Consider the following 20,714-nt stretch of genomic DNA (forward strand, 5'->3'; position numbering starts at 1 on the left):
CTTAACTATAAAGAAGTGGCTAACAGCCCATCCGCAATCTTACGGTCATTGGCTAATCGTGGTACTTTGTTCTGCCCGCCTAACTTACCTTGTGACTTCATATAGCGTTGAAAAGCACCTCGTGGCAGATTGGTTAGTTTGAGCGGTTGTAAGATGGCGCCCGTGATGAGGTCTTCGTAATATACGTTCAGTTTCGTTAGACGATTGTCTAGATCCCGAGCAAAGGCAGCTGAGTCGTGCGGGGGCGTAGCAAACTCAATTAGCCACTCATGGTAAGGCAAGCCGTCTTTCGGGCTAACCATCGGTGCAACGGTGAATTCGACAACTTCTGTCTCGGGATGTTGCTGCATAGCGTGTTGCAAGGCTTTTTCAACTTCTTCGCCGATCACATGCTCGCCGAATGCCGAGATAAAATGCTTTATTCGACCCGTTACAAGTAGCCGATACGGATCACGTGATACAAATTTTACGGTATCGCCAATTGAGTAGCCCCAAAGGCCAGCGTTATTATTAATAATGACGGCGTAATTCTTCCCAAGCTCAACTTCACTAATAGTGAGTCGGCGCGGATTTTCGGTGAAATACTCGTCGGCAGCAATGAACTCGAAAAAGATACCGCTGTCCAGTAGCATCAGTAAGCCCTCTTCAGTTTGGGTGTCCTGAAAGGCGATGAAGCCCTCCGAAGCAGGGTATGTTTCAATCGAGTCAATGCGCTTGCCAATGCTCTCGTACAGCTTAGCACGATAAGGTTCAAAGTTTACTCCTCCGTACACAAATACGGAGAAGTCCGGAAACACGTCTTTAATAAGTTTACCCGTCCGTTCCTGAATTCGGTCGAAATACATCTGCACCCAGGGAGGAATTCCCGAAATCAGCGACATGGGTTGCGTCAGCGTCTCGTCAATGATACGCTCTAACTTGGCTTCCCAATCGTCAATAATATTGGTTTCGTAGCTAGGAAGCTGATTTGTGCGCAGATAAGCCGGAACGTGGTGATTCGCAATGCCAGATAGCCGCCCAATATTGATACCCGCTTTTTGGTCGAGTTCGGGGCTACCCGACAGAAAAATAAGTTTTTTGTCAAGAAAAGCCCCGTTACCGGTTTCATTAATATAATTCAGCAGCGCATCGCGGGCTGAGTTGATGTGGTTGGGTATAGAGTCGCTGGTTATGGGGATATACTTGGTCCCAGAAGTTGTTCCAGAGGTTTTTGCAAAATAAAGCGGCTTGCCTTTCCAGAGTACATCGGTACCACCCGCTAAGATTTGTTCAATATAGGGTTTGAGGTCTTCGTAGTCGCGGACGGGTACTGCCTGCTGAAAATCGCTAACCGTCTCTACGTCTTTGAAGTGGTGGTCCCGGCCAAAGATTGTAGTCCGGCCACCATCGACCAATCGCTTAAACCAGCGTTGTTGAGCATCGGCTGGCTGATACATCCACTCCCGTTGCCGCTCTACGACCCACTTGGCCAATGGTTTACTTACTACCGAACGAATTCCCATAACGGCGCAAAGGTACAAAAACAGTTGGCAGTGTACAGTAAGTAGTGCACGGTGCCGTTCACAACCTGATTTGTACGGTTAACGGCTTACCACCTTGATTGTCATTCTAAAATAACAGTACTCTATTCATAGGGCGGGCATGGTTTGTCTTGAATAATCTATATTTTTGCAAACCTTTCAAAAAACTGTACTCGTAATTCGGCTTAACGGCCAACCTGAAATGGGACTTTTCAATTTTTTAACCAGCGACATTGCGATTGACCTGGGCACGGCGAATACCTTGATTATTCACAAGGATCGGATTGTGGTGGATGAGCCTTCGATTATTGCAATGGACAAAGCCAGCGGCAAGGTGCTGGCCATTGGCCATAAGGCCATGCAGATGCACGAAAAGACCAATGAAAATATCAAGACGATACGTCCGCTTAAAGACGGCGTAATTGCTGACTTTACAGCTGCTGAATTAATGATTCGGGGCATGATCAAGATGATTGATACCGGGAGCAAGCTGTTTTCGCCTTCGCACCGGATGGTCATCTGTATTCCCTCCGGAATTACCGAAGTAGAAAAGCGGGCCGTCAAGGACTCTGCCGAACACGCTGGAGCTAAAGAAGTATACATGGTTCATGAGCCGATTGCCGCTGCCATTGGCATCGGTATCGATATTACACAACCGAACGGAACCATGATCGTCGACATCGGCGGAGGCACGACCGAAATTGCGGTCATTGCCCTTTCCGGCATCGTCTGCGAACAGTCAATCCGCATTGCGGGTGACGTTTTCACCCGTGATATTGTCGATTATATGCGTCGGGAGCACAATCTGCTTATTGGAGAGCGCTCGGCAGAGCAAATCAAAATGGAAGTTGGTTCAGCCTTACCTGAACTCGATAATCCACCATCCGATTACGAAATCCGGGGCCGTGACTTGATGACGGGTATCCCGAAAGAAATTAAAGTTACGTACAGCGAAATTGCGTATGCGCTCGACAAATCTATCTCAAAGATTGAAGAGGCTACCATGAAGGCCCTCGAGATTTCACCTCCGGAGCTGTCGGCCGATATTTACACCAACGGTATTCACCTAACCGGCGGTGGGGCGCTTCTCCACGGTTTAGATAAGCGCTTAGCGGCTAAAACCAAACTGCCTATTCACGTAGCTGATGATCCGCTCAAGGCGGTTGTGAAGGGCACGGGCGAAGTCATCAAGAATTTGGATATGTACCGGTCGGTACTGATTAGCTAGGGTTATGTAACGCGGGAAGAAGCCCGCGCTTTGTAAGTAACGTTGGCTACTACAGAGCGCGGGCTTCTTCCCGCGTTACTTGTTTCTATGGGAGAGTTAGTCGACTTTTTTATTCGAAGCCGTAACTTCATTTTGTTTGTGTTGCTGGAAGTACTTTGCTTTTACTTCATTATTAACACAAGCAACTACTGGAGCGTAACGTTCTTCAACACCTCAAACCGATACGCAGCTCAGGTATTGGCGTGGTCGAACGCGGCCAACGAGTACGCTAACCTCCGGAATGTCAACGCCGATCTGGCTAGGGAGAACCAGCGACTTAACGATCAGTTAACTAAGCTGCTCCAGAGTAAGCCATTAGCTCCCGACGAGTACAAGGCTGATTCTGCATTTGCTAACCGCTTTACATTTACGGTGGCCAAGGTCGTTAACAACACAACCCAATTTGCTAATAACTACATCACAATCGATAAGGGTACCGACGATGGTATCCGGCCTGGCATGGGGGTTATTTCGCCGACGGGTGTAGTAGGTAGAGTTAGGGTTTGTAACCGACATTTTTCTGTAGTTACCTCCATTCTCCATTCTAGTTTCCTGGTGTCGTCGGCGCTGACAAAGGCAGAAGAAATTGGCACTGCTAAGTGGGATGGTGTAGATCCCCACTTAATTAAGTTAAATGATATTTCTCTCACCAAGCCGGTTAGCAAAGGCGATTCGGTTGTGACTTCTAATCGCAATTCTACGTTTCCGCCCGGTATTCTGGTAGGTCGGGTCCGGTCAGTTGGTGTTCAGCAGAATCAGGTATTTCACGATATTACGCTCGACCTGTCCACAAATTTTAGTAGCCTGGCATTTGTGTATGTTGTTGAAAACCGCCTACAAGATGAGCAGGAGCAGTTGGAGAAACAGGTTGAAAACGAGAAATAAGGTATCGTTTGTGGGTTAAGCCTAATTATAGTTAGTAGCCTTAAACGAGAATATGGATAAAAAATGACCTTCCGCGAAATCGTATCTACAATACTTCTTTTTGTGCTCTATCTGGCACTGCAAATTCTATTAGCGCGGAATCTGGTGTTGTTTGATTATGCCTTTTGCTTTGTCTACATAGCCTGTGTTTTGTTGATGCCCAATGAGATAAGTTTGACCTGGTTGCTGCTGATTGCATTTGCAACGGGCATAATTGTCGATACATTTTATAATACTTTAGGAATGCACGCGGCCGCTACTGTACTCATGGCGTATTGTCGGCCATTGATCGTTCGGGCGCAGATTGATGTACCTGGTATGGAATCACGGATTGAGTTTTCGTTGCAGCAATTAGGTACGGGCGCCTTTTTTAGATATGTGTTCGCTATGGCACTAATTCATCATGCCGCCCTGTTTTTTATTGAAGCTAGCAGTATTGAACTACTCATTCCGACGTTGATTCGGGTAGGAGCCAGCACCGTGTTCACAACGGTGAGCATAGTATTGATCCAATTTTTCACGAGAAACTAAAATGGCTGAAACGCTTATCTTACCCCAGACCAAAGATCGGCAGGCTATTTATGATAGCTTAGTACCACAAATTGCAGCCCTTGTCGATGGTGAGCCCGATTTAGTGGCCAATTTGGCTAACATTGCTGCTGCACTTAAAGAAGCCTTTGGGTTTTTCTGGGTGGGTTTCTATCTCACAAAAGAGAACCAGCTGGTTCTCGGGCCTTTTCAAGGCCCAATTGCCTGCACACGGATTGCCTTTAACAAAGGCGTTTGTGGAGCCGCTTACACGCGTCGGGAAACCGTTTTGGTACCAGACGTACAGCAGTTTCCGGGCCATATTGCCTGTAGTTCGGCGTCGAGATCTGAAGTCGTTGTGCCCATTTTTGACCAAGCTGGTCAGGTAGCTATGGTGCTGGATGTGGATAGCGATCAACTTAATGATTTTAGTGAGGCTGATGTTAACGGGCTTGAGCAAGTTGCCGCATTGATTACTCCCCTCTGCTCAGTAGGCATGCAGTAAAGTTTACCGATAGTCGTCTTTTCTGTCGACACGTGAGGCCCGGCTTCGTTTTATCAAATTGGAGCACGTGGCACAGTATTAACAGACTATGAATGTGCTGATTCTCTTGCAGGCCGCCACTACGCAGGCTTCCGACTGGGCGTTGTTTTTTGGTCATTTCCATCCGCTCATTGTTCACCTGCCTATTGGTTTTTTGCTTATTGCCGGGCTTTTGGAGATCGACCGCCTGACTCGTCGCAACTCGGTTAGTTCGCATACGATCACGCTGATCTTATTTTGGTCGGCAGTAAGCGCCACCATGGCGTGTGTGTTTGGATATCTGCTCTCGCTAGGCGGGGGCTACGAGGCCGAGACGCTCGAAGAGCACCAATGGCAGGGAATTGGTGTCGCAGTGTTTGCCTGGATTGCCTGGGCTGTCAAATCAGAGAATCTTGGCCGAGTTATTCCTTTTGCCCAGCTCATGTATGTGCCTTCGCTGGCGGTAGCGTTGTTGCTATTGCTAGCCGCCGGGCATCATGGTGGAAATTTGACGCATGGTTCCGACTATCTGACCCAATACACGCCTGAACCGTTTCGGACGCTGGCTGGTCTACCCCCTAAGCAATCCGAAATTAAATTTAAGCCTATTACAGACGTAAATCAGGCAATGGTTTACCAGCAAATTGTGAATCCGATTCTGCAAAGTCGGTGCGTACAATGTCACAACGCCGATAAATCGAAAGCAAAATTGCGCTTGGATACACCAGAGATGATAAAAAAAGGCTATGAGGATGGTCCGGTGATCGTGGCGGGAAAGAGCAGCAATAGTGAATTAGTTAAGGTTTGTCTATTGCCCGAAGAGGATGACCACCATATGCCTCCTAAGGGGAAAAACCAACTAACGGAGGGCCAGATTGCGCTGTTGACCTGGTGGATTGATCAGGGCGCTTCATTCGATAAAAAGGTTTCTGAGCTAAAGGTTAACGATGCCATTCGGCCAGTGCTGGCCTCGCTGGGTGGGGGACCCATTGAAACCGATGGTAAACCCAGTGTGGCATCAGGTCCGATGCCTGAGTCGCCAGTATTGACTATGAACGTACCTGTTGCTGATGAGAAAATTATCGATGAACTGAAGAAGACAGGCTTGCTAGTATTACCCATTTCTAAAGAACAGAACCAGCTAGAGGTCAGTGCCGTCAACGTAAAAACGTTCTCAGACGCGCAGGCGGCCTTACTACCTAAGCTTAACAATCAGATTGTCTGGCTAAAACTAGGTAATACTGAGGTGTCAGATGCCGCCCTGTCGCAAATCGCCAAGCTCAAAAATTTGCAGAAGCTACATTTGGAGCAAACAAAAGTTACGAATGCCGGGCTAAAGCAATTGAAAGGACTTCAGCATCTGGAGTACCTGAACTTATACGGTACCGCCGTAACTGACGCAGGACTGGCTGAGCTGGTAAGCCTGAAAAACCTGAAGACACTTTACCTCTGGCAAACTAAAACTACTGAGCAGGGCGTAGTGAGCCTCAAGGAAGCTCTCCCCAAACTTGAGGTTATTGGCGGTATCAACGAGCAAGCCATCGCTGAATTTGCAAAAGCCACAACCGACGAGACCAAAGCTGACAATAACAAGAACTGAAACGTAATAACAAGTTTTAGGTTGTGCGCATAATACTTTATTGTCCGTTGTCAGGATAAGATTGTATTATAGTTCGTCGTTTTCTTTTTTACATTTGCTAAAGTGATTCATTATCAAGCGCTCCGTAAGATATGTCTGTCGGGTTCAAAATACGGTTTCGGTATCTAGTATTTAGCGCATCAGCTGTTTTGTTCGGCGCATCCGTATGGCTAACGGCCTGTCGGAGTTCGGTCGAGAAACCTGCCGACGTAGCGGCTGCCGAAGCCAATTTGCCCAAAGAAGTTGACTATAATCTACACATAAAGCCGATTTTATCGGATCGCTGTTTTGCTTGTCATGGACCCGATAAGGCGAAGCAGCAGGCAGGTCTTCGATTAGATACGCCCGAAGGTGCTTACGAAGCCTTAGCCAAAAGTGGACACACGGCTATCACACCGGGAGATTTAGCGGGTAGCGAACTATTTCATCGCATCGTCAGCACTGATCCCGATGAGATGATGCCGACGCCAAAGTCGAATCTCGCTTTGAACGCCGAAGAAAAGGCAATGTTGATTCGCTGGATCGAGCAGGGAGCTAAGTATAAAGAGCACTGGTCGCTTGTGACGCCGACAATGCCCGAAATTCCGGCGGTTAAGGATGAGAAATGGGTAAAAAACGATATTGATCGGTTTGTGCTGGCTAAACAGGAAGCCAAAAAACTCAGACATGCTCCCGAAGCAGATAAAACAACGCTGATTCGGCGCGTAACACTAGATCTGACGGGCTTGCCGCCAACGCCCGCCGAAGTAGATGCTTTTCTGGCCGATTCATCGCCCAATGCCTATGAGAAAGTGGTGAATCGGCTACTAGCCAGTCCGCATTATGGCGAACGGCAGGCCGTTGAGTGGCTCGATGTGGCTCGGTATGCTGATACACACGGCTATCAGGACGATGGCTTGCGGACGATGTGGCCTTATCGCGATTGGGTCATTCGGGCCTTCAATCGAAACCTGTCGTTCGACCGATTCATTACCTGGCAACTGGCTGGTGACTTGCTGCCAAAGCCGAATAAAGATATGTTGCTGGCAACGGCCTTCAACCGGAATCATCAACAAAGTCAGGAGGGAGGCATTGTCGACGAGGAATATCGTGTCGAATACGTTGCCGATCGGGCCAATACGTTTGGTAAGGCAATGTTAGGACTTACGGTAGAGTGCGCTCGATGCCACGACCATAAATACGATCCCATCTCGCAAAAAGACTATTACTCTCTGTTCGCTTTCTTTAATAGTAACAACGACCGGGGACAGATTCCCTATAATGGTGAGGCTGCCCCAACCATTACGTTGACCAAGCCAGAAACGGAGGCAAAGCTGAAGTTCATTCGCGAAAAATTAACTCCCCTCCAACAACGTCTTAACCCAAACCGCGCTGAGTATCAACAACAGTATGGGCGGTGGTTGTCACAGTTAGAACACAGTAACACAGGGACGCCATCAATTGAACTAGGTCTGATTGGACACTACACCTTTGATGAGGCAGATCGTACCGACATTAGTGCGTATGTGAAGGCTGCGAACGAGAAACGGAAACGCGAAGACGAAAAACGCAAAAAGGAAGAAGCTCAATCGAAAAAAGAAGCTAAAAAGCCGGAAAAGAAAGCGGCTGAAAAGCCCAAGTCTAAGGCTGAGCTCTGGAAAGATCCCCGCAATGCGTTTGCCAATCTGGTGAACGATACGCTTCCGGCGCGATTAGGTGGTGACCCCGATAAATTGCCTTACCAGGTAGCTGGTCGCTTTGGAAAAGCGCGGTTCCTACCTGGAGATAGCTATATTGAACTGCCCGGTAACTTCGCAGCTTTTGAGCAGAATCAGCCGTTTACGGTTAGTGGCTGGTTTAATCTGGCAAAGTCGGGAATGGCAGCCACGTTGATGGGCCGTACCACGGGCCCAATGGACGGACAGCGTGGCTATCAGCTCGATCTATTGGCAGACGGGCGGCTGAAACTAACATTCAGTCACGTATGGCCAGCTAATGCCATCGACATTGAGTCTGTCGGTAAAGTCCCCGCCAAGCAATGGTTTCAGGTGGCTTTTACGTACGACGGCATGGCTCGGGCCAATGGTCTAACCTTGTATATAAACGGCAACCCGATTCAGACAAAGGTCATTACGGATAATCTGATCCATAGTACAGTGTATGGTAAAGACCGCACACACTGGGCGCAGCATGCGTTCTACGTTGGCCGGATGCATGATTATTTCTATAAAGATTTCGCGGTCGATGAGTTGCGTATTTACAATCGTTGTCTGACTAGCCTGGAAATGCCAGCTCTGGCCGGACGACCTAATGCCTTACTGGCTGCTTTACGCACCCCGGCTACGAAACGGACACCCGCTCAGCGAACAGGACTTTATAATTACTACGTTAGAACCGTTGATTCTGCTTACCGTACTGCTTATGCCGAAGCTATGAAACTACGCGGTGAGCAGGTTATGCTGTACACAAATGCCGACCAGGTGATGGTCATGCACGAACGGTCAACCCCACGCACGACCCACATTCTAAAACGCGGAGCTTATGACGCTTATGGTGATGCGGTAGAACCTGCTACACCTGAGAAACTGACTCCATTCCCGGCCGAATACCCGAAAAATCGGTTAGGGCTTTCTAAATGGCTACTTAATGCAGATAACCCGTTGTTTAGCCGAGTGATGGTCAACCGGTTCTGGCAGCAATACTTTGGCCAGGGATTAGCAAAGAACAGCGATGATTTCGGTAACCAGGGAGCATTGCCAAGCCATCCCGAATTGCTGGATTATCTGGCCGTAACGTTTCGGGAATCATGGAATGCTAAGGCCATACACAAACTGATTGTCATGTCGGCGACGTATCGGCAATCGTCCACAGTTTCGGAAACGTCACGCGAAGCTGATTTTGACAACACGTTCCTGACGCGAGGTGCCAGCTATCGTATGTCGGCCGAACAGGTGCGGGATATTGCATTAGCGGCTAGTGGCTTACTGAATCAGCACATTGGCGGTCCCAGCGTAAAGCCTTATCAACCCGCCGGTATTTGGGAGGCTTTGGCCACGCGAAATGCCGTTAAGTACGTGCAAAGCCAGGGCGACAGTTTGTATCGACGATCTCTTTACACAATCTGGAAGCGGTCGTCTCCGGCGCCAATGATGCTCAACTTCGACGCAGCCGAGCGGCATACTTGTATTGTTAAACGGCAAAAAACGAGTACGCCCTTGCAGGCGCTTGTTACGCTTAACGATCCACAATTTGTAGAAGCGGCTCGTGTGCTGGCGCAAGTAGCCTGGACGGCTACGTCTGGGTTGGCAGAAGCAAAACGACCGGACGAAACTATCCAGGCTACATTCAAAGCGGTTATTAGCCGTCCGGCACGGCCACAGGAGCTTGGCTTGATGAAGCAATTATACGTAGAAGAATTAGCTGATTTTAACAAGAATCCAAAGCGAGCCACCGAGCTGCTCTCGGTAGGAGAATATCCCGTTGACAAAAAGCTGAACAGGGCTGAGTTAGCCGCCTGGACAGTAGTAACGAGTACCATTATGAATTTTGACGAAGCGATTATTAAGCGATAGATTATGTCTGATATTCAGGATCAAATCTTCGACAATGTCCATGACCAACTCAGTCGCCGGACCTTTCTGGGGCAAACCAGCGCGGGCTTAGGAACCATTGCCCTAGCTTCGCTACTGAATCCGGGTAGTCTCTTCGGGGGGACAGCTTCAGAGAATCCAGCTTTAGGTAAGCCGCATTTCCCGCCTAAGGTGAAGCGCGTAATCTACCTCTTTCAAAGCGGAGCGCCCTCACAACTGGAGTTATTCGACTACAAGCCGAGGCTTGAAGCCATGTGGGGGCAGGATTTACCCGAGTCAGTGCGGAAAGGCCAACGACTGACCGGTATGACAGCCGGGCAAAGCCGTTTTCCGCTGGCTGCGTCCAAATACAAATTTGCCCAATACGGGCCTGGGCGCATGTGGATCAGCGAACTCCTGCCGCATACTTCACGCATTGCGAGCGATCTGACATTTATCCGTTCGATGCATACCGAAGCGATTAATCACGATCCAGCCGTAACATTTTTTCAGACCGGAAGCCAGCAGGCCGGGCGTCCAAGTTTCGGCTCCTGGATTAGCTACGGCTTAGGGTCCGACAACCAGAACTTACCGGCTTTCGTCGTCTTGCTTTCGAAAGGTCGTGAGGGAGATCAACCTCTGTACGCTAAACTCTGGAGTAATGGCTTCCTGCCGTCGGTGCATCAGGGCGTTGTATTTCGGTCAGGGCCCGATCCGGTGTATTACCTGAACAACCCACCGGGTATTGATAGGACGAGTCGGCGACGAATGCTTGACTACCTGACTAAGTTGCATCAGGAGCAATATAAGCACGTATTGGACCCGGAAATCAACAACCGCATGGCCCAGTACGAAATGGCTTATCGAATGCAGGCTTCAGTACCCGAAACGCTCGATATATCGAAAGAGCCTGACTACATCTTCGATATGTACGGCCCTGAAAGCCGCAAGCCGGGTACGTTTGCCGCTAACTGCCTGCTGGCTCGTAAGCTGGTTGAGAAAGACGTCAAATTCGTGCAGCTGTACCACCAGGGATGGGACCAGCACGGTAATCTGCCCAACGACATCAAAATTCAGACGAAGAGCGTAGATCAGCCGTCAGCCGCGTTGATTATGGATTTAAAACAGCGCGGACTCTTAGACGACACACTCGTAATTTGGGGTGGCGAGTTTGGTCGGGGCGCTTACTCGCAGGGCAAACTTACCCGAGATAACTACGGACGGGATCACCATCCACGAGCTTTCTCTATCTGGATGGCCGGAGCCGGTGTCAAGAAAGGTATGGTCTACGGGGAAACGGATGACTTTGGCTATAATGTTGTTAAAGATCCGGTGCATGTCCACGATTTTCAAGCGACGGTTCTGCACCTGCTGGGCGTTGATCACGAAAGATTAACCTTCAAAAGCCAGGGCCGACGCTATCGCCTGACGGATGTGCATGGAAAAGTTATGAAACCGTTGTTGATTTGAGGCAGGATGATAGAATCAGAATAGTTTCTATAAATATTCTCATTCAACAAAGCCGGCTTATAAGTCGGCTTTTACTTTTGCGAGGTAATGAACAGCCTTCTCTATTTGAGAACAACAAACAAAATCAAGAAAATTGCCTTAATCGAATAAATTTCGGCTGCGTCGGCGGTCTGTTATCACAATGCAGCAACAACTCGACACCTGGATACGCGCCCTGATTCGTTGGGCCGGCTACGTACCGAACCGCGACTTGTCGGGATGGGTACTGCTCATAACGGCTGTTGTGCTTGGTTTTGCCGTGAACTTAGTAGTCACGCAGATCATTCGGTTTGTGGTTCGCCGACGACCGTTTCAGAGTTTGACGTTGCTTAAGAGGCACGCCCGGTGGGCATTTTGGGTATTTGTACCCTCTTTGTTCTTTCTACTGGCCACAAACATACAATCCGAGCGATTTACACGACGGCACCCGGTTGCCGACAAAGCGGCCGAAGTTATTTTCCTTATTTCGAGTACCTGGCTGGTTGTTCAGCTACTGCAAGTTGGTGAGCTGTTACTCATTCGCAGTTACGACACTACACAAGACATCAACCTGTCGCAGCGTAAGTTTGTAACTCAAGTGCGGTTCGTGCGTCGGTTACTCGCTTTTGGGGTAGTACTGATTGGCGCTTCGTTGCTGTTGATAAGCTTTCAAGGGAGCCGCAAAGTTGGTCTTAGCGTGTTGACGTCCGCGGGGGTAGTTTCGGTAGTAATCGGTTTTGCCGCCCAAAAAACGCTGGCTAACCTGCTGGCTGGTATTCAGATCGCCTTTAATCAGCAAATACGCTTAGACGATGCCGTCGTCGTAGAGAAGGAGTGGGGACGAGTTGAGGAAATTAACCTTACCAATGTAGTCGTTCGTTTATGGGACCGGCGTCGGCTAATTGTGCCCATTACGTACTTTGTCGAAACACCTTTTGAAAACTGGACTCGCTCCGACGCGTCGATAACCGGCACCGTTTTTTTGTACCTGGACTACACAGTTCCTGTTGATAAAATCCGGGAAAAAGCCCGCGAACTGGCCGAAAACGACCCTCTTTGGAATGGAGATGTATTTACAGTTCAGGTGACAGATACACAGCCAACGTGCATTGTGGTTCGAATACTGGTTTCGGCGAGGGACTCACCATCAACCTTCGATCTCCGTTGCCATATCCGCGAACAAATTATCGCCTTCATTCGCGATGAATATCCGCAGGCCTTACCGCAAACTCGCCTGATGCTGGCGGAGGAACTACGACCTAAAGAAGCATAACAATTTACGATTTGTGACGTACGAATTAAGATTTGGGCTAGCGCTTTATGGAATCGTAACTTGTACGTCACAAATCGTACATCCTTTTTACTCTTCCCACCCAAACGATCGTTCAATGGCTTTCTGCCAACCTCGCATCAGCCGTGCTCGCTGGGCTTCATCCATATTCGGTTCATACGTACGAGCCACTCCCCAATTTTGGCGGAGGTCATCTAAGTTTTGCCAGTAACCAACGGCCAGGCCAGCGGCATAAGCTGCGCCGAGGGCTGTTGTTTCGGTCATTTGCGGGCATACTACTGGTCCGTTTAGCATATCTGACTGAAACTGCATGAGCAGTGAATTGACAACCATGCCACCGTCTACCCGCAGTGATTTGAGCGATACACCCGCATCCTGCTCCATCGCCCGAACAACGTCAACGGTTTGGTAGGCGGTGGCTTCTAGCACCGCTCGGGCTAAGTGGCCTTTATTGACAAACCGCGTTAGCCCCGCAATGACGCCCCGTGCATCGGCTTTCCAGTGGGGAGCGTACAGGCCCGAAAAGGCTGGCACAAAGTAGGCCCCGCCATTGTCTTCAACAGAGCGAGCAAGAGGTTCGATGTCAGTGCTTTTCTTAATAATGCCCAGGTTATCACGCAGCCATTGAACAAGAGCACCCGTAATGGCGACACTGCCTTCGAGGGCATAATGAACAGGCTCATTTTGAAATTGGTAGGCTACCGTCGTTAGCAAACCACAGGTGGAAGGACGTAGCTCCGTGCCCGTGTTCATGAGCAGGAAGCAGCCCGTGCCATATGTATTTTTGGCTTGCCCTGGCTCGTAGCACGTTTGCCCCACAAGAGCGGCCTGCTGATCGCCTAAAATACCCGCGATAGGAACGCCTGGCAAGACTTCGGATGATACAGTCCCATAAACCTCGCTGCTCGGCCGGATTTGGGGCAGCATAGCACGGGGAACCGTAAAATCATCAAGGAGTTGGTCATCCCAGTCGAGTGTTTGCAGGTTCATCAACTGGGTGCGGCTGGCATTTGTAACGTCGGTGAGGTGCAGACCTCCGTGCGACGGCCCGGCGTTCGGACCGCCCGTCAGGTTCCAGACCACGAACGTATCCATGTTACCAAAGAGGGCATCACCCCGTTCGGCGTCAGCCCGGAGACCTGCTACGTTGTCCAATAACCATTTGAGTTTTAGGCCGCTAAAATAGGTGGCTAATGGCAGGCCAGTTTGCTCACGAAACCGATCCTGACCATGCCCATTCGCCGAGAACTCAGTGACTAAATCAGCCGTGCGCATGTCCTGCCAGACGATGGCGTTGTAATACGGCTTGCCGGTTCGACGATTCCAGACAACCGTGGTTTCACGCTGGTTAGTTATGCCAACGGCTGCAATGTCCTGCGCCGATAACTTGGCTTTGATGCGAGCCAGAGCAACCACTTCGAGGGTATTCCGCCAGATTTCTTCGGGATCATGCTCGACCCAGCCCGGTTGTGGATAAATCTGTTTATGTTCTTTCTGAGCCAGTGAAACAATCTGCCCTTGCCGGTCGAACACAATGCAGCGAGTGCTGGTCGTTCCCTGATCAATGGCGGCTACGTAGGTGGGCATAAGTTAAAAGTTTGGGTACATTAAGGTGTTTTCTCTTCTTTGTTGGCGCAGTTTTAAACTATTCACCGTAATTTCATAATGAATGAAGTTGAACGCCAGCTTCTGCTAAATATGAAAGCGGATCTGAAAAAGTATCTCCGGTTAATTGATGAGCAACTAATTTATTATAAGCCCGACGATGATAATGAAAAGCATGCGTTTCTTATAAAAAAAGCTATTCAGTTCAGGGATTCCTTATTGAAAATTAATAATCAACTAAGCCAAGACGACTTATGAATTCAGTTCAGACACGCATCTCCATGTTTTATAAGCAAATGGAAGAAGTGCAATCAGAACAGGAACGCTTAGCTATCAAGCAGGCCCGACAACAATATTATGATCAACTTTCGGAATCTGATCAGAAAATAGCACGTAAGACTTCAGAACTATTTCTCGCCCAGCTCGCTCAACAGATTGAAGCAGAAATCGACCCTAAACTTGACCGTTTAGACGATGTACTGGCCCATATTCAGGCTAAAAAACTTACAGCGCAAACCACCGAATCAGCACCCCGCCAATAACGGCACCAATTAAGGGGCCTAGTACCGGTATCCAGGCGTAATTCCAGCCGGATGAGCCCTTGTTAGGAATAGGAAGCAAGGCATGGGCTAAGCGCGGACTTAAATCGCGCGCTGGATTAATGGCATAGCCCGTTGGTCCCCCCAACGATAGCCCGACGCTCCAGACGAGTACACCAACTAAGTACGGCCCTATGCCAATAGCTAGTTCGCCTAAATTTTTGGACGAAATACCAGCCAGACCTAGAATCAAAACCATGGTGGCCAGTGCCTCGCTAATCAGGTTAGAACCTGTGCTACGGATAGCGGGCGTATTACAGAATGCAGCTAGTTTAGACGCTTTGTCTTCCGTAACGGCCCAGTGAGGTAAGTAGTGCAGCCATACCAACCCTGCTCCTAAAAGAGCTCCGATTAACTGCGCTGTGATGTAGGGAATGACCTGACCGTACTCATTCTTTGCTACGGCAAAAGCAATTGTAACCGCCGGATTCAAATGCGCATCAATACTGCCGAAGGCTTTAGCTACAAAAACTCCCATCGTAACGGCAAATGCCCAACCCGTTGTGATAACGATCCAGCCCGAAGCTTCTCCCTTCGTTTGTCGTAATACGACGTTGGCTACGACGCCATCGCCTAAAAAGAGAAGGACCATAGTTCCAATGAGTTCGCCAAGAAAGGGAGAAGTTTGCACGAGTAGTGTATGAGTTTAGGAATAGTTTGTGCGAATTAAACCATATTTTTGGCACTTCTACAACCATACTTACTCATTGTTTATGAAAAGCATTGTTTTTGAGCAGACTGGTAAACCTGCTGAAATACTTAAACCAACCGACGTACCTATGCCTGAACCAGGGCTAAACGAGGTACGCGTAAAGGTAATCGCCAGCCCAATTAACCCGTCAGACATTATGTTCGTCCAGAACCTGTATGGTATCCGGCCTCAGTTACCATCTGGTGCAGGTTTCGAGGGAGTAGGTCTTATTGATGCAGTGGGAGAAGGTGTCCAGATGGATGTTGGCGCTCGGGTTGGGTTTACTAGCATAGGAACCTGGTCAGAATATGCTATAGCACACCAACGAAGCTTGATTCCCGTACCAGATAACATGTCTGACGATATGGCGGCTCAGCTTTTCGTGAACCCTTTTACCGCTTATGCTATGGTGCAGGATGCTGGCGTACCCGAAGGTGGTTGGCTAATGGTGACTGCCGCTGGTTCAGCCTTTGGAAAGCTGGTGATTCAGTTGTGCAAGATGCGCGGCATCAACACCATTGGTACCGTTCGGCGCGACGATCAGACTGATGAGTTGAAATCGCTTGGATTGACGGAAGTTATCAACACAGAATCGGAGAACTTACCCGCTAGGGTAAAGCAAATTACCGATGGCAATGGCGTTGCCTGCGTGCTGGATGCGGTTGGTGGGCATACAGCTACCGAAGCGCTTAAATGCCTTGCGAAGGGCGGTACCATGATCATTTATGGTTTGCTTAGCCTACAGGACCCTGCTATAAACGCTGGCTTACTTATTTTTAGAGAGCTGACCGTTAAAGGCTTCTGGCTAACGGACTGGATGCGTCGGGTAGACAGCCAGACTCGGCAAGATGTTGCTCAGAACGTCATTAGTCTGCTGTCGTCCGGTAAAATTCAACTACCGGTTGAAGCGTCGTACTCGCTCGATCAGATTACCGAAGCCGTTGAACACGCTGACCGCCCTGGCCGATGGGGTAAGATTCTGGTAAAGCCCTAGTCTGGTCAAGGTCAACTACGTAAGTTTCTCTTTCGTTTTATGACGGCTTGATTATCTTTGACAACAATATCCAAGGAAACTGGCGCGTTTGTTTCAAGACGACCGCTGGTCTAATTTACCACTTACCCGATTCGTTCGTATGCTCTTGCTCCAGGTTCCGGCTACCGACACCACGGCCGCATCATTGTCTGCCACTTCGGCGGCTGCTCAACCTCAAAGTTTGCAACTGTTTGATCTGGTAGCAAAAGGGGGATGGGTAATGATTCCCATCGCTTTTCTGTTCTTTTCGGCGCTTTACCTGATTTTTGAGCGCTTCTTTGTTATCCGTTCTCAAACAAAAGCAGATCCTAATTTTATCGATAATATTCGCGACATGGTTGCCCAGGGCAACATTAAGTCGGCCGAATCATTTGCTAAAAATCAGCGTACCGCCATGGGGCGCGTATTCGAAAAAGCCATCGGCCGAATCGGATCACCCATTAAGGAAATCGAAAGCACAGTCGAAACCGTTGGTCAAATTGAGTTGTCGCGCCTGGAGCGCAATATGGGCTATCTGGGTATTATCGCTGGTATAGCGCCTATGCTTGGTTTCATTGGTACTATCTCAGGGATCATTCGAATATTTTATGACATTTCGCTGTCCGACAACATTAGTGTCGGCATCATTGCTGGTGGTCTGTACGAAAAAATGATCACCTCAGGAGCTGGTTTGATTGTGGGCGTAATTGCTTACACAGGCTATCACCTGCTGAATATGATGATTGAGAAATTCACGCTCTCATTAGAAATGAACGCGTTTGAATTCATCGAAGTCTTACAGAAACCAACCGCCGAAACGGCTCGAATGCGGTAAATCTGGTTACTAAGTGGTCATTCGTAGTCATTAATTATCTCTAATGAGTTCCACAATGAATGATCACTAATGACAGTCAATGGCTACGAATGACTTTTTATGAAGCTCCGAAGAAAAAATAAGTTTGCTGCTGAGGTTGCTACGTCATCCTTGAACGACATCATGTTTTTCCTGCTGTTGTTCTTTTTGATTATTTCGACGGTGGCTAACCCAAACGTTATCAAGCTGATGCTGCCTAAAGCGGCCTCCTCGCAGCAGTTGAGCAAGAAGCAGGTAACTTTGTCCGTAGACGACAAGAAGCAGTATTTTATTGATAAGAAACCTGTTGAATCGGCTAATCTGGAAACTGAATTAAAAACGATCATGGCTGGTATTGCCGAGCCAACGGTTGTTGTGCGTTTTGATAAATCGTTGACGGTGCAAGATCTGGTTGACGTATTACAGACTGGCGCCAAGTTGAACATTAAAATGGTGATGGCTACTTCGAAGTAAAGCTCTGATTTTAATGCCAAGGATAAGGTTTTCAGCCGCTGCACAGCATGTGTGGCGGCTTTTTTATTAAGTTGATTGATTGGTTCAGTAATCAATAGTCTTAACTTTTGAGTTACATGAAAAACTTACCTGACCATTCATGATTGCTGATTATACTGAAGCCGCTGTTTGCCATGTAGACGATATGGTGGATGGTGAATTAAAAGAAGTTCGCGTTGGCGATACTGATGTATTACTTGCTCGTGCCGACGGTCAATACTATGCATTATACCCAAAATGTTCGCATTATCAGGGGCCGCTAGTCAAAGGGCTACTGCATGGTAACCGACTCGTTTGTCCCTGGCATAATGCCTGTTTTGATGTCCGTACGGGTCACAGGCTTGAAGCGCCAGCCTTGAATGGGTTACCCACGCATGAGGTACGTATTGAAAATAACCAGGTGTTTGTACGTCTGACTACCGACAAGGACAGTTTAGAAAATCCACTGGCGGCACTGGATGACGAAAACACCCAAACATACGTCATTGTAGGAGGGGGCGGGGCTGGGGCGTTTGCCGCCGAAGGTATGCGCGAAGCAAGCTTTACGGGTAAAATCATCATGTTGACCGAAAGCCAGGAAGGCCCTTATGATCGTCCGAATTGTTCTAAAGATTACCTGCAAGGAAAAGCACCTGACGAATGGATGCCGTTACGACCGGCCGATTTTTATCAGGACTATGGAATAGAGGTTCGCACCAGCCAACGTGTCGTGTCGCTCGATCCAGCTAACAAGCGAATTGAACTAGCCTCTGGTGAAACTATCCAATATGATCAGGCGCTGATTTGCCCCGGAGGAAAGCCTAATGAACTTTCAGTGCCCGGAGTTGAACTTAGGGGAATTTATACGCTTCGCAGTCTGCATGACAGTCAGATACTGCGCGAACTGGGCCAGGCGGGCAAGCGCGTAGTGGTTGTTGGCAGTTCGTTTATCGGCGTGGAAGGCGCTATGAGTTTGCGAAAGCTGGGCAGCGAAGTACATATAGTTGGTCGGGAAGAGGTGCCTTTTGAAAAAAATCTAGGTGAAAAAATCGGGCGACTCATGCAGAGTTGGCACGAGAAGGAGGGAATTCGCTTTCACCTTGGCCGCCAAGTCCAACGCTTTGACGGTGACGGTGTCGTCAATGCGGTTATACTCGACAATGGTGAACGGATTCTGGCCGATTTTGTGCTGCTAGGCTTAGGGGTTAAGCCGCAGACAGATTTCTTAAAAGGTGTTACCCTTGACAAAGACGGAGGAGTGAATACCAACGAATTTTTGCAAGTAACAGACGGCTTGTTTGCCGCTGGCGACGTTGCGCGTCACCCAATGCCAGACGGTCCACAACGTATCGAACACTGGAAAGTAGCTGGTCAGCAAGGCCACGTGGCCGGATTGAATATGGCCCGGCTTGGATCAGGAGAGCCTTCACAAAAAGCTGAACCAGAGCCTTACCGCATGGCACCTTTTTTCTGGACTAATCAACAAGGTAAGCGAATCAATTATGTAGGTCATGCAGATAAGTTTGATGATATCATTTACGATGGAGACCCTGAGAAAGACGAAGCTTTCCTGGCTCTCTACGTACGGGGTGGTATAATTAAAGCAGCCGCTGGTCTGAAACGTGATCAGGATATCATCGCCATCCGAGAGCTAATGCAGGAGGGACGAATGCCAGCAGCGGAAAGCATTAGAGAGGGCTTTGATTGGGTTCAGGAACTGAAAAAATCCTGATTCCTCCAAAACCTGTTTAACTTTGTCACCGGACCGCGCGAAACCCCGGTTTGGCTATGACGCATCAACTTGTACTAAAAAAGCCGCTGGCGTTTTTTGATCTTGAAACGACTGGCATTAACGTTGCTAAAGACCGCATCATCGACATTTGTGTCGTCAAAGCGCTACCCGGCGGTGAGGTCGTCAGTAAATCGCAACGTGTCAACCCCGGTATGCCCATTCCGCTCGAATCAAGTATGATTCACGGCATTTACGACGAAGACGTTAAAGACGCCCCTCCTTTTAAAACGGTTGCCAGAACCCTGGCCCAGTTCATGGACGGCTGCGATCTGGCGGGTTTCAATAGTAACCGCTTCGATGTTCCCCTCTTGGTAGAAGAATTTTTGCGAGCTAACGTTGATTTTGAGGTGAAAAATCGTCGCTTGGTCGATGCACAGCGGATCTTTCATTTGATGGAGCCCCGGAATTTATCGGCAGCCTATAAATTTTACTGCAACAAAGAGCTAATTGGTGCTCACGGAGCCGAGGTCGACACTGTAGCTTCATTGGAAGTGCTCAATGCACAAGTGCAACGTTACATAGGCATGGTTGCCAAAACCGATAGCGGCCAAGATGTCGTTTTTGAGAACGATGTAGAAATGCTTCACAGCCTGACTGCCAACAAAAACGTGGATCTGGCCGGCCGTATAATCATCAACGATAAAGGCGAGGAAGTCTTTAATTTTGGTAAGCATAAAGGCCTGCCCGTATTGGATGTACTGAAAAAAGAACCTTCCTTCTACGATTGGATGCTGAAAGGAGAGTTTCCGCTCGATACCAAACGACGCCTTACCGAAATTCGGTTGCGGATGTTCAGCAACGGGAACGGACGAAAGTAGTGTAAGTCACCAAGCAAGTGTTACAACCTAATTCATCGCACTTACTCGGCTTACTTCACAATTAACCCTTTCCACCAATACCGAATAATCTGTACATTTGCGGCACTTTCTATTAACCGGCAAA

The 20,714-nt window shown here is 48.7% G+C and carries 17 protein-coding genes; 14 read left to right on the top strand and 3 right to left on the bottom strand.

Features of this window, described 5'->3' with window-relative positions:
* Positions 1-5 precede the first annotated feature (5 nt).
* Entirely contained in the window at positions 6-1,502 is a 1,497-nt protein-coding gene (locus ACFSUS_RS17770; RefSeq protein WP_381524941.1) for a GH3 auxin-responsive promoter family protein, read from the bottom strand.
* A 220-nt stretch (positions 1,503-1,722) separates the two neighbouring features.
* Here ACFSUS_RS17770 and ACFSUS_RS17775 point away from each other — a divergent pair, with 220 nt between their 5' ends.
* The 8 genes from ACFSUS_RS17775 (at position 1,723) to ACFSUS_RS17810 (ending at position 12,710) form a co-directional block, all read left to right on the top strand.
* Positions 1,723-2,748, top strand: coding sequence for a rod shape-determining protein (locus tag ACFSUS_RS17775; RefSeq protein ID WP_171741794.1), 1,026 nt, complete (start codon positions 1,723-1,725; stop codon positions 2,746-2,748).
* Between the two features lie 87 nt (positions 2,749-2,835).
* The gene (gene mreC / locus ACFSUS_RS17780; protein WP_381524943.1) at positions 2,836-3,672 is read left to right on the top strand and encodes a rod shape-determining protein MreC; all 837 of its coding nucleotides are present in this window, start codon (positions 2,836-2,838) and stop codon (positions 3,670-3,672) included.
* A gap of 63 nt (positions 3,673-3,735) precedes the next feature.
* On the top strand, positions 3,736-4,242 hold the full coding sequence (locus ACFSUS_RS17785; RefSeq protein WP_381524945.1) for a hypothetical protein: 507 nt from the start codon (positions 3,736-3,738) through the stop codon (positions 4,240-4,242).
* 1 nt (position 4,243) lies between these two features.
* A complete protein-coding gene (locus ACFSUS_RS17790) occupies positions 4,244-4,744 on the top strand; it encodes a GAF domain-containing protein (RefSeq protein ID WP_381524946.1) in 501 nt (166 codons plus the stop codon).
* Between the two features lie 88 nt (positions 4,745-4,832).
* Positions 4,833-6,362: a c-type cytochrome domain-containing protein gene (locus ACFSUS_RS17795; protein WP_381524948.1), complete on the top strand. Its 1,530-nt coding sequence runs from the start codon at positions 4,833-4,835 to the stop codon at positions 6,360-6,362.
* Between the two features lie 131 nt (positions 6,363-6,493).
* Entirely contained in the window at positions 6,494-9,952 is a 3,459-nt protein-coding gene (locus ACFSUS_RS17800) for a DUF1553 domain-containing protein (protein WP_381524950.1), read from the top strand.
* 3 nt (positions 9,953-9,955) lie between these two features.
* The gene (locus tag ACFSUS_RS17805) at positions 9,956-11,419 is read left to right on the top strand and encodes a DUF1501 domain-containing protein (RefSeq protein ID WP_381524952.1); all 1,464 of its coding nucleotides are present in this window, start codon (positions 9,956-9,958) and stop codon (positions 11,417-11,419) included.
* Positions 11,420-11,600: 181 nt separating this feature from the next.
* On the top strand, positions 11,601-12,710 hold the full coding sequence (locus tag ACFSUS_RS17810; protein ID WP_381524954.1) for a mechanosensitive ion channel family protein: 1,110 nt from the start codon (positions 11,601-11,603) through the stop codon (positions 12,708-12,710).
* Between the two features lie 87 nt (positions 12,711-12,797).
* Here ACFSUS_RS17810 and glpK read toward each other — a convergent pair whose 3' ends face one another.
* Complete coding sequence (gene glpK / locus ACFSUS_RS17815; RefSeq protein WP_381524956.1) at positions 12,798-14,315, bottom strand: glycerol kinase GlpK; 1,518 nt, start codon at positions 14,313-14,315, stop codon at positions 12,798-12,800.
* Positions 14,316-14,587: 272 nt separating this feature from the next.
* On the opposite strand from glpK, the gene ACFSUS_RS17820 reads away from it, so the two are divergent.
* Positions 14,588-14,875, top strand: coding sequence for a hypothetical protein (locus tag ACFSUS_RS17820; protein WP_381524959.1), 288 nt, complete (start codon positions 14,588-14,590; stop codon positions 14,873-14,875).
* Here ACFSUS_RS17820 and ACFSUS_RS17825 read toward each other — a convergent pair.
* Positions 14,838-15,563 carry an MIP/aquaporin family protein gene (locus tag ACFSUS_RS17825; RefSeq protein ID WP_381524961.1) on the bottom strand — a complete coding sequence of 242 codons (726 nt, stop codon included), beginning with the start codon at positions 15,561-15,563 and terminating at the stop codon, positions 14,838-14,840. The genes ACFSUS_RS17820 and ACFSUS_RS17825 overlap by 38 nt on opposite strands.
* An 82-nt stretch (positions 15,564-15,645) precedes the next feature.
* Here ACFSUS_RS17825 and ACFSUS_RS17830 point away from each other — a divergent pair, with 82 nt between their 5' ends.
* From ACFSUS_RS17830 to ACFSUS_RS17850, 5 genes are all read left to right on the top strand, one after another.
* A complete protein-coding gene (locus tag ACFSUS_RS17830; protein WP_381524963.1) occupies positions 15,646-16,617 on the top strand; it encodes a zinc-dependent alcohol dehydrogenase family protein in 972 nt (323 codons plus the stop codon).
* Between the two features lie 139 nt (positions 16,618-16,756).
* On the top strand, positions 16,757-17,470 hold the full coding sequence (locus ACFSUS_RS17835; protein ID WP_381524965.1) for a MotA/TolQ/ExbB proton channel family protein: 714 nt from the start codon (positions 16,757-16,759) through the stop codon (positions 17,468-17,470).
* Positions 17,471-17,569: 99 nt separating this feature from the next.
* Positions 17,570-17,962 carry an ExbD/TolR family protein gene (locus ACFSUS_RS17840; RefSeq protein ID WP_381524967.1) on the top strand — a complete coding sequence of 131 codons (393 nt, stop codon included), beginning with the start codon at positions 17,570-17,572 and terminating at the stop codon, positions 17,960-17,962.
* A gap of 139 nt (positions 17,963-18,101) precedes the next feature.
* Positions 18,102-19,712 (top strand): FAD-dependent oxidoreductase, encoded by a 1,611-nt coding sequence (locus ACFSUS_RS17845; protein WP_381524969.1) that lies wholly within the window; start codon positions 18,102-18,104, stop codon positions 19,710-19,712.
* 56 nt (positions 19,713-19,768) lie between these two features.
* Positions 19,769-20,590 carry an exonuclease domain-containing protein gene (locus tag ACFSUS_RS17850; protein WP_381524970.1) on the top strand — a complete coding sequence of 274 codons (822 nt, stop codon included), beginning with the start codon at positions 19,769-19,771 and terminating at the stop codon, positions 20,588-20,590.
* The last annotated feature ends 124 nt before the right edge of the window (positions 20,591-20,714 follow it).

The organism is Spirosoma soli (genome assembly GCF_042684525.1).
In the GTDB taxonomy this organism is placed as follows: Bacteria; Bacteroidota; Bacteroidia; order Cytophagales; family Spirosomataceae; genus Spirosoma; species Spirosoma soli.

Coding starts and splice junctions, on each gene's coding strand:
- ACFSUS_RS17770 (WP_381524941.1), bottom strand. CDS start 1,502: ATGGGAATTCGTTCGGTAGTAAGTAAACCATTGGCCAAGTGGGTCGTA.
- ACFSUS_RS17835 (WP_381524965.1), top strand. CDS start 16,757: ATGCTCTTGCTCCAGGTTCCGGCTACCGACACCACGGCCGCATCATTG.
- ACFSUS_RS17790 (WP_381524946.1), top strand. CDS start 4,244: ATGGCTGAAACGCTTATCTTACCCCAGACCAAAGATCGGCAGGCTATT.
- ACFSUS_RS17830 (WP_381524963.1), top strand. CDS start 15,646: ATGAAAAGCATTGTTTTTGAGCAGACTGGTAAACCTGCTGAAATACTT.
- ACFSUS_RS17850 (WP_381524970.1), top strand. CDS start 19,769: ATGACGCATCAACTTGTACTAAAAAAGCCGCTGGCGTTTTTTGATCTT.
- ACFSUS_RS17845 (WP_381524969.1), top strand. CDS start 18,102: ATGATTGCTGATTATACTGAAGCCGCTGTTTGCCATGTAGACGATATG.
- ACFSUS_RS17840 (WP_381524967.1), top strand. CDS start 17,570: ATGAAGCTCCGAAGAAAAAATAAGTTTGCTGCTGAGGTTGCTACGTCA.
- ACFSUS_RS17795 (WP_381524948.1), top strand. CDS start 4,833: ATGAATGTGCTGATTCTCTTGCAGGCCGCCACTACGCAGGCTTCCGAC.
- ACFSUS_RS17785 (WP_381524945.1), top strand. CDS start 3,736: ATGACCTTCCGCGAAATCGTATCTACAATACTTCTTTTTGTGCTCTAT.
- ACFSUS_RS17800 (WP_381524950.1), top strand. CDS start 6,494: ATGTCTGTCGGGTTCAAAATACGGTTTCGGTATCTAGTATTTAGCGCA.
- glpK (WP_381524956.1), bottom strand. CDS start 14,315: ATGCCCACCTACGTAGCCGCCATTGATCAGGGAACGACCAGCACTCGC.
- ACFSUS_RS17775 (WP_171741794.1), top strand. CDS start 1,723: ATGGGACTTTTCAATTTTTTAACCAGCGACATTGCGATTGACCTGGGC.
- ACFSUS_RS17820 (WP_381524959.1), top strand. CDS start 14,588: ATGAATTCAGTTCAGACACGCATCTCCATGTTTTATAAGCAAATGGAA.
- mreC (WP_381524943.1), top strand. CDS start 2,836: ATGGGAGAGTTAGTCGACTTTTTTATTCGAAGCCGTAACTTCATTTTG.
- ACFSUS_RS17805 (WP_381524952.1), top strand. CDS start 9,956: ATGTCTGATATTCAGGATCAAATCTTCGACAATGTCCATGACCAACTC.
- ACFSUS_RS17810 (WP_381524954.1), top strand. CDS start 11,601: ATGCAGCAACAACTCGACACCTGGATACGCGCCCTGATTCGTTGGGCC.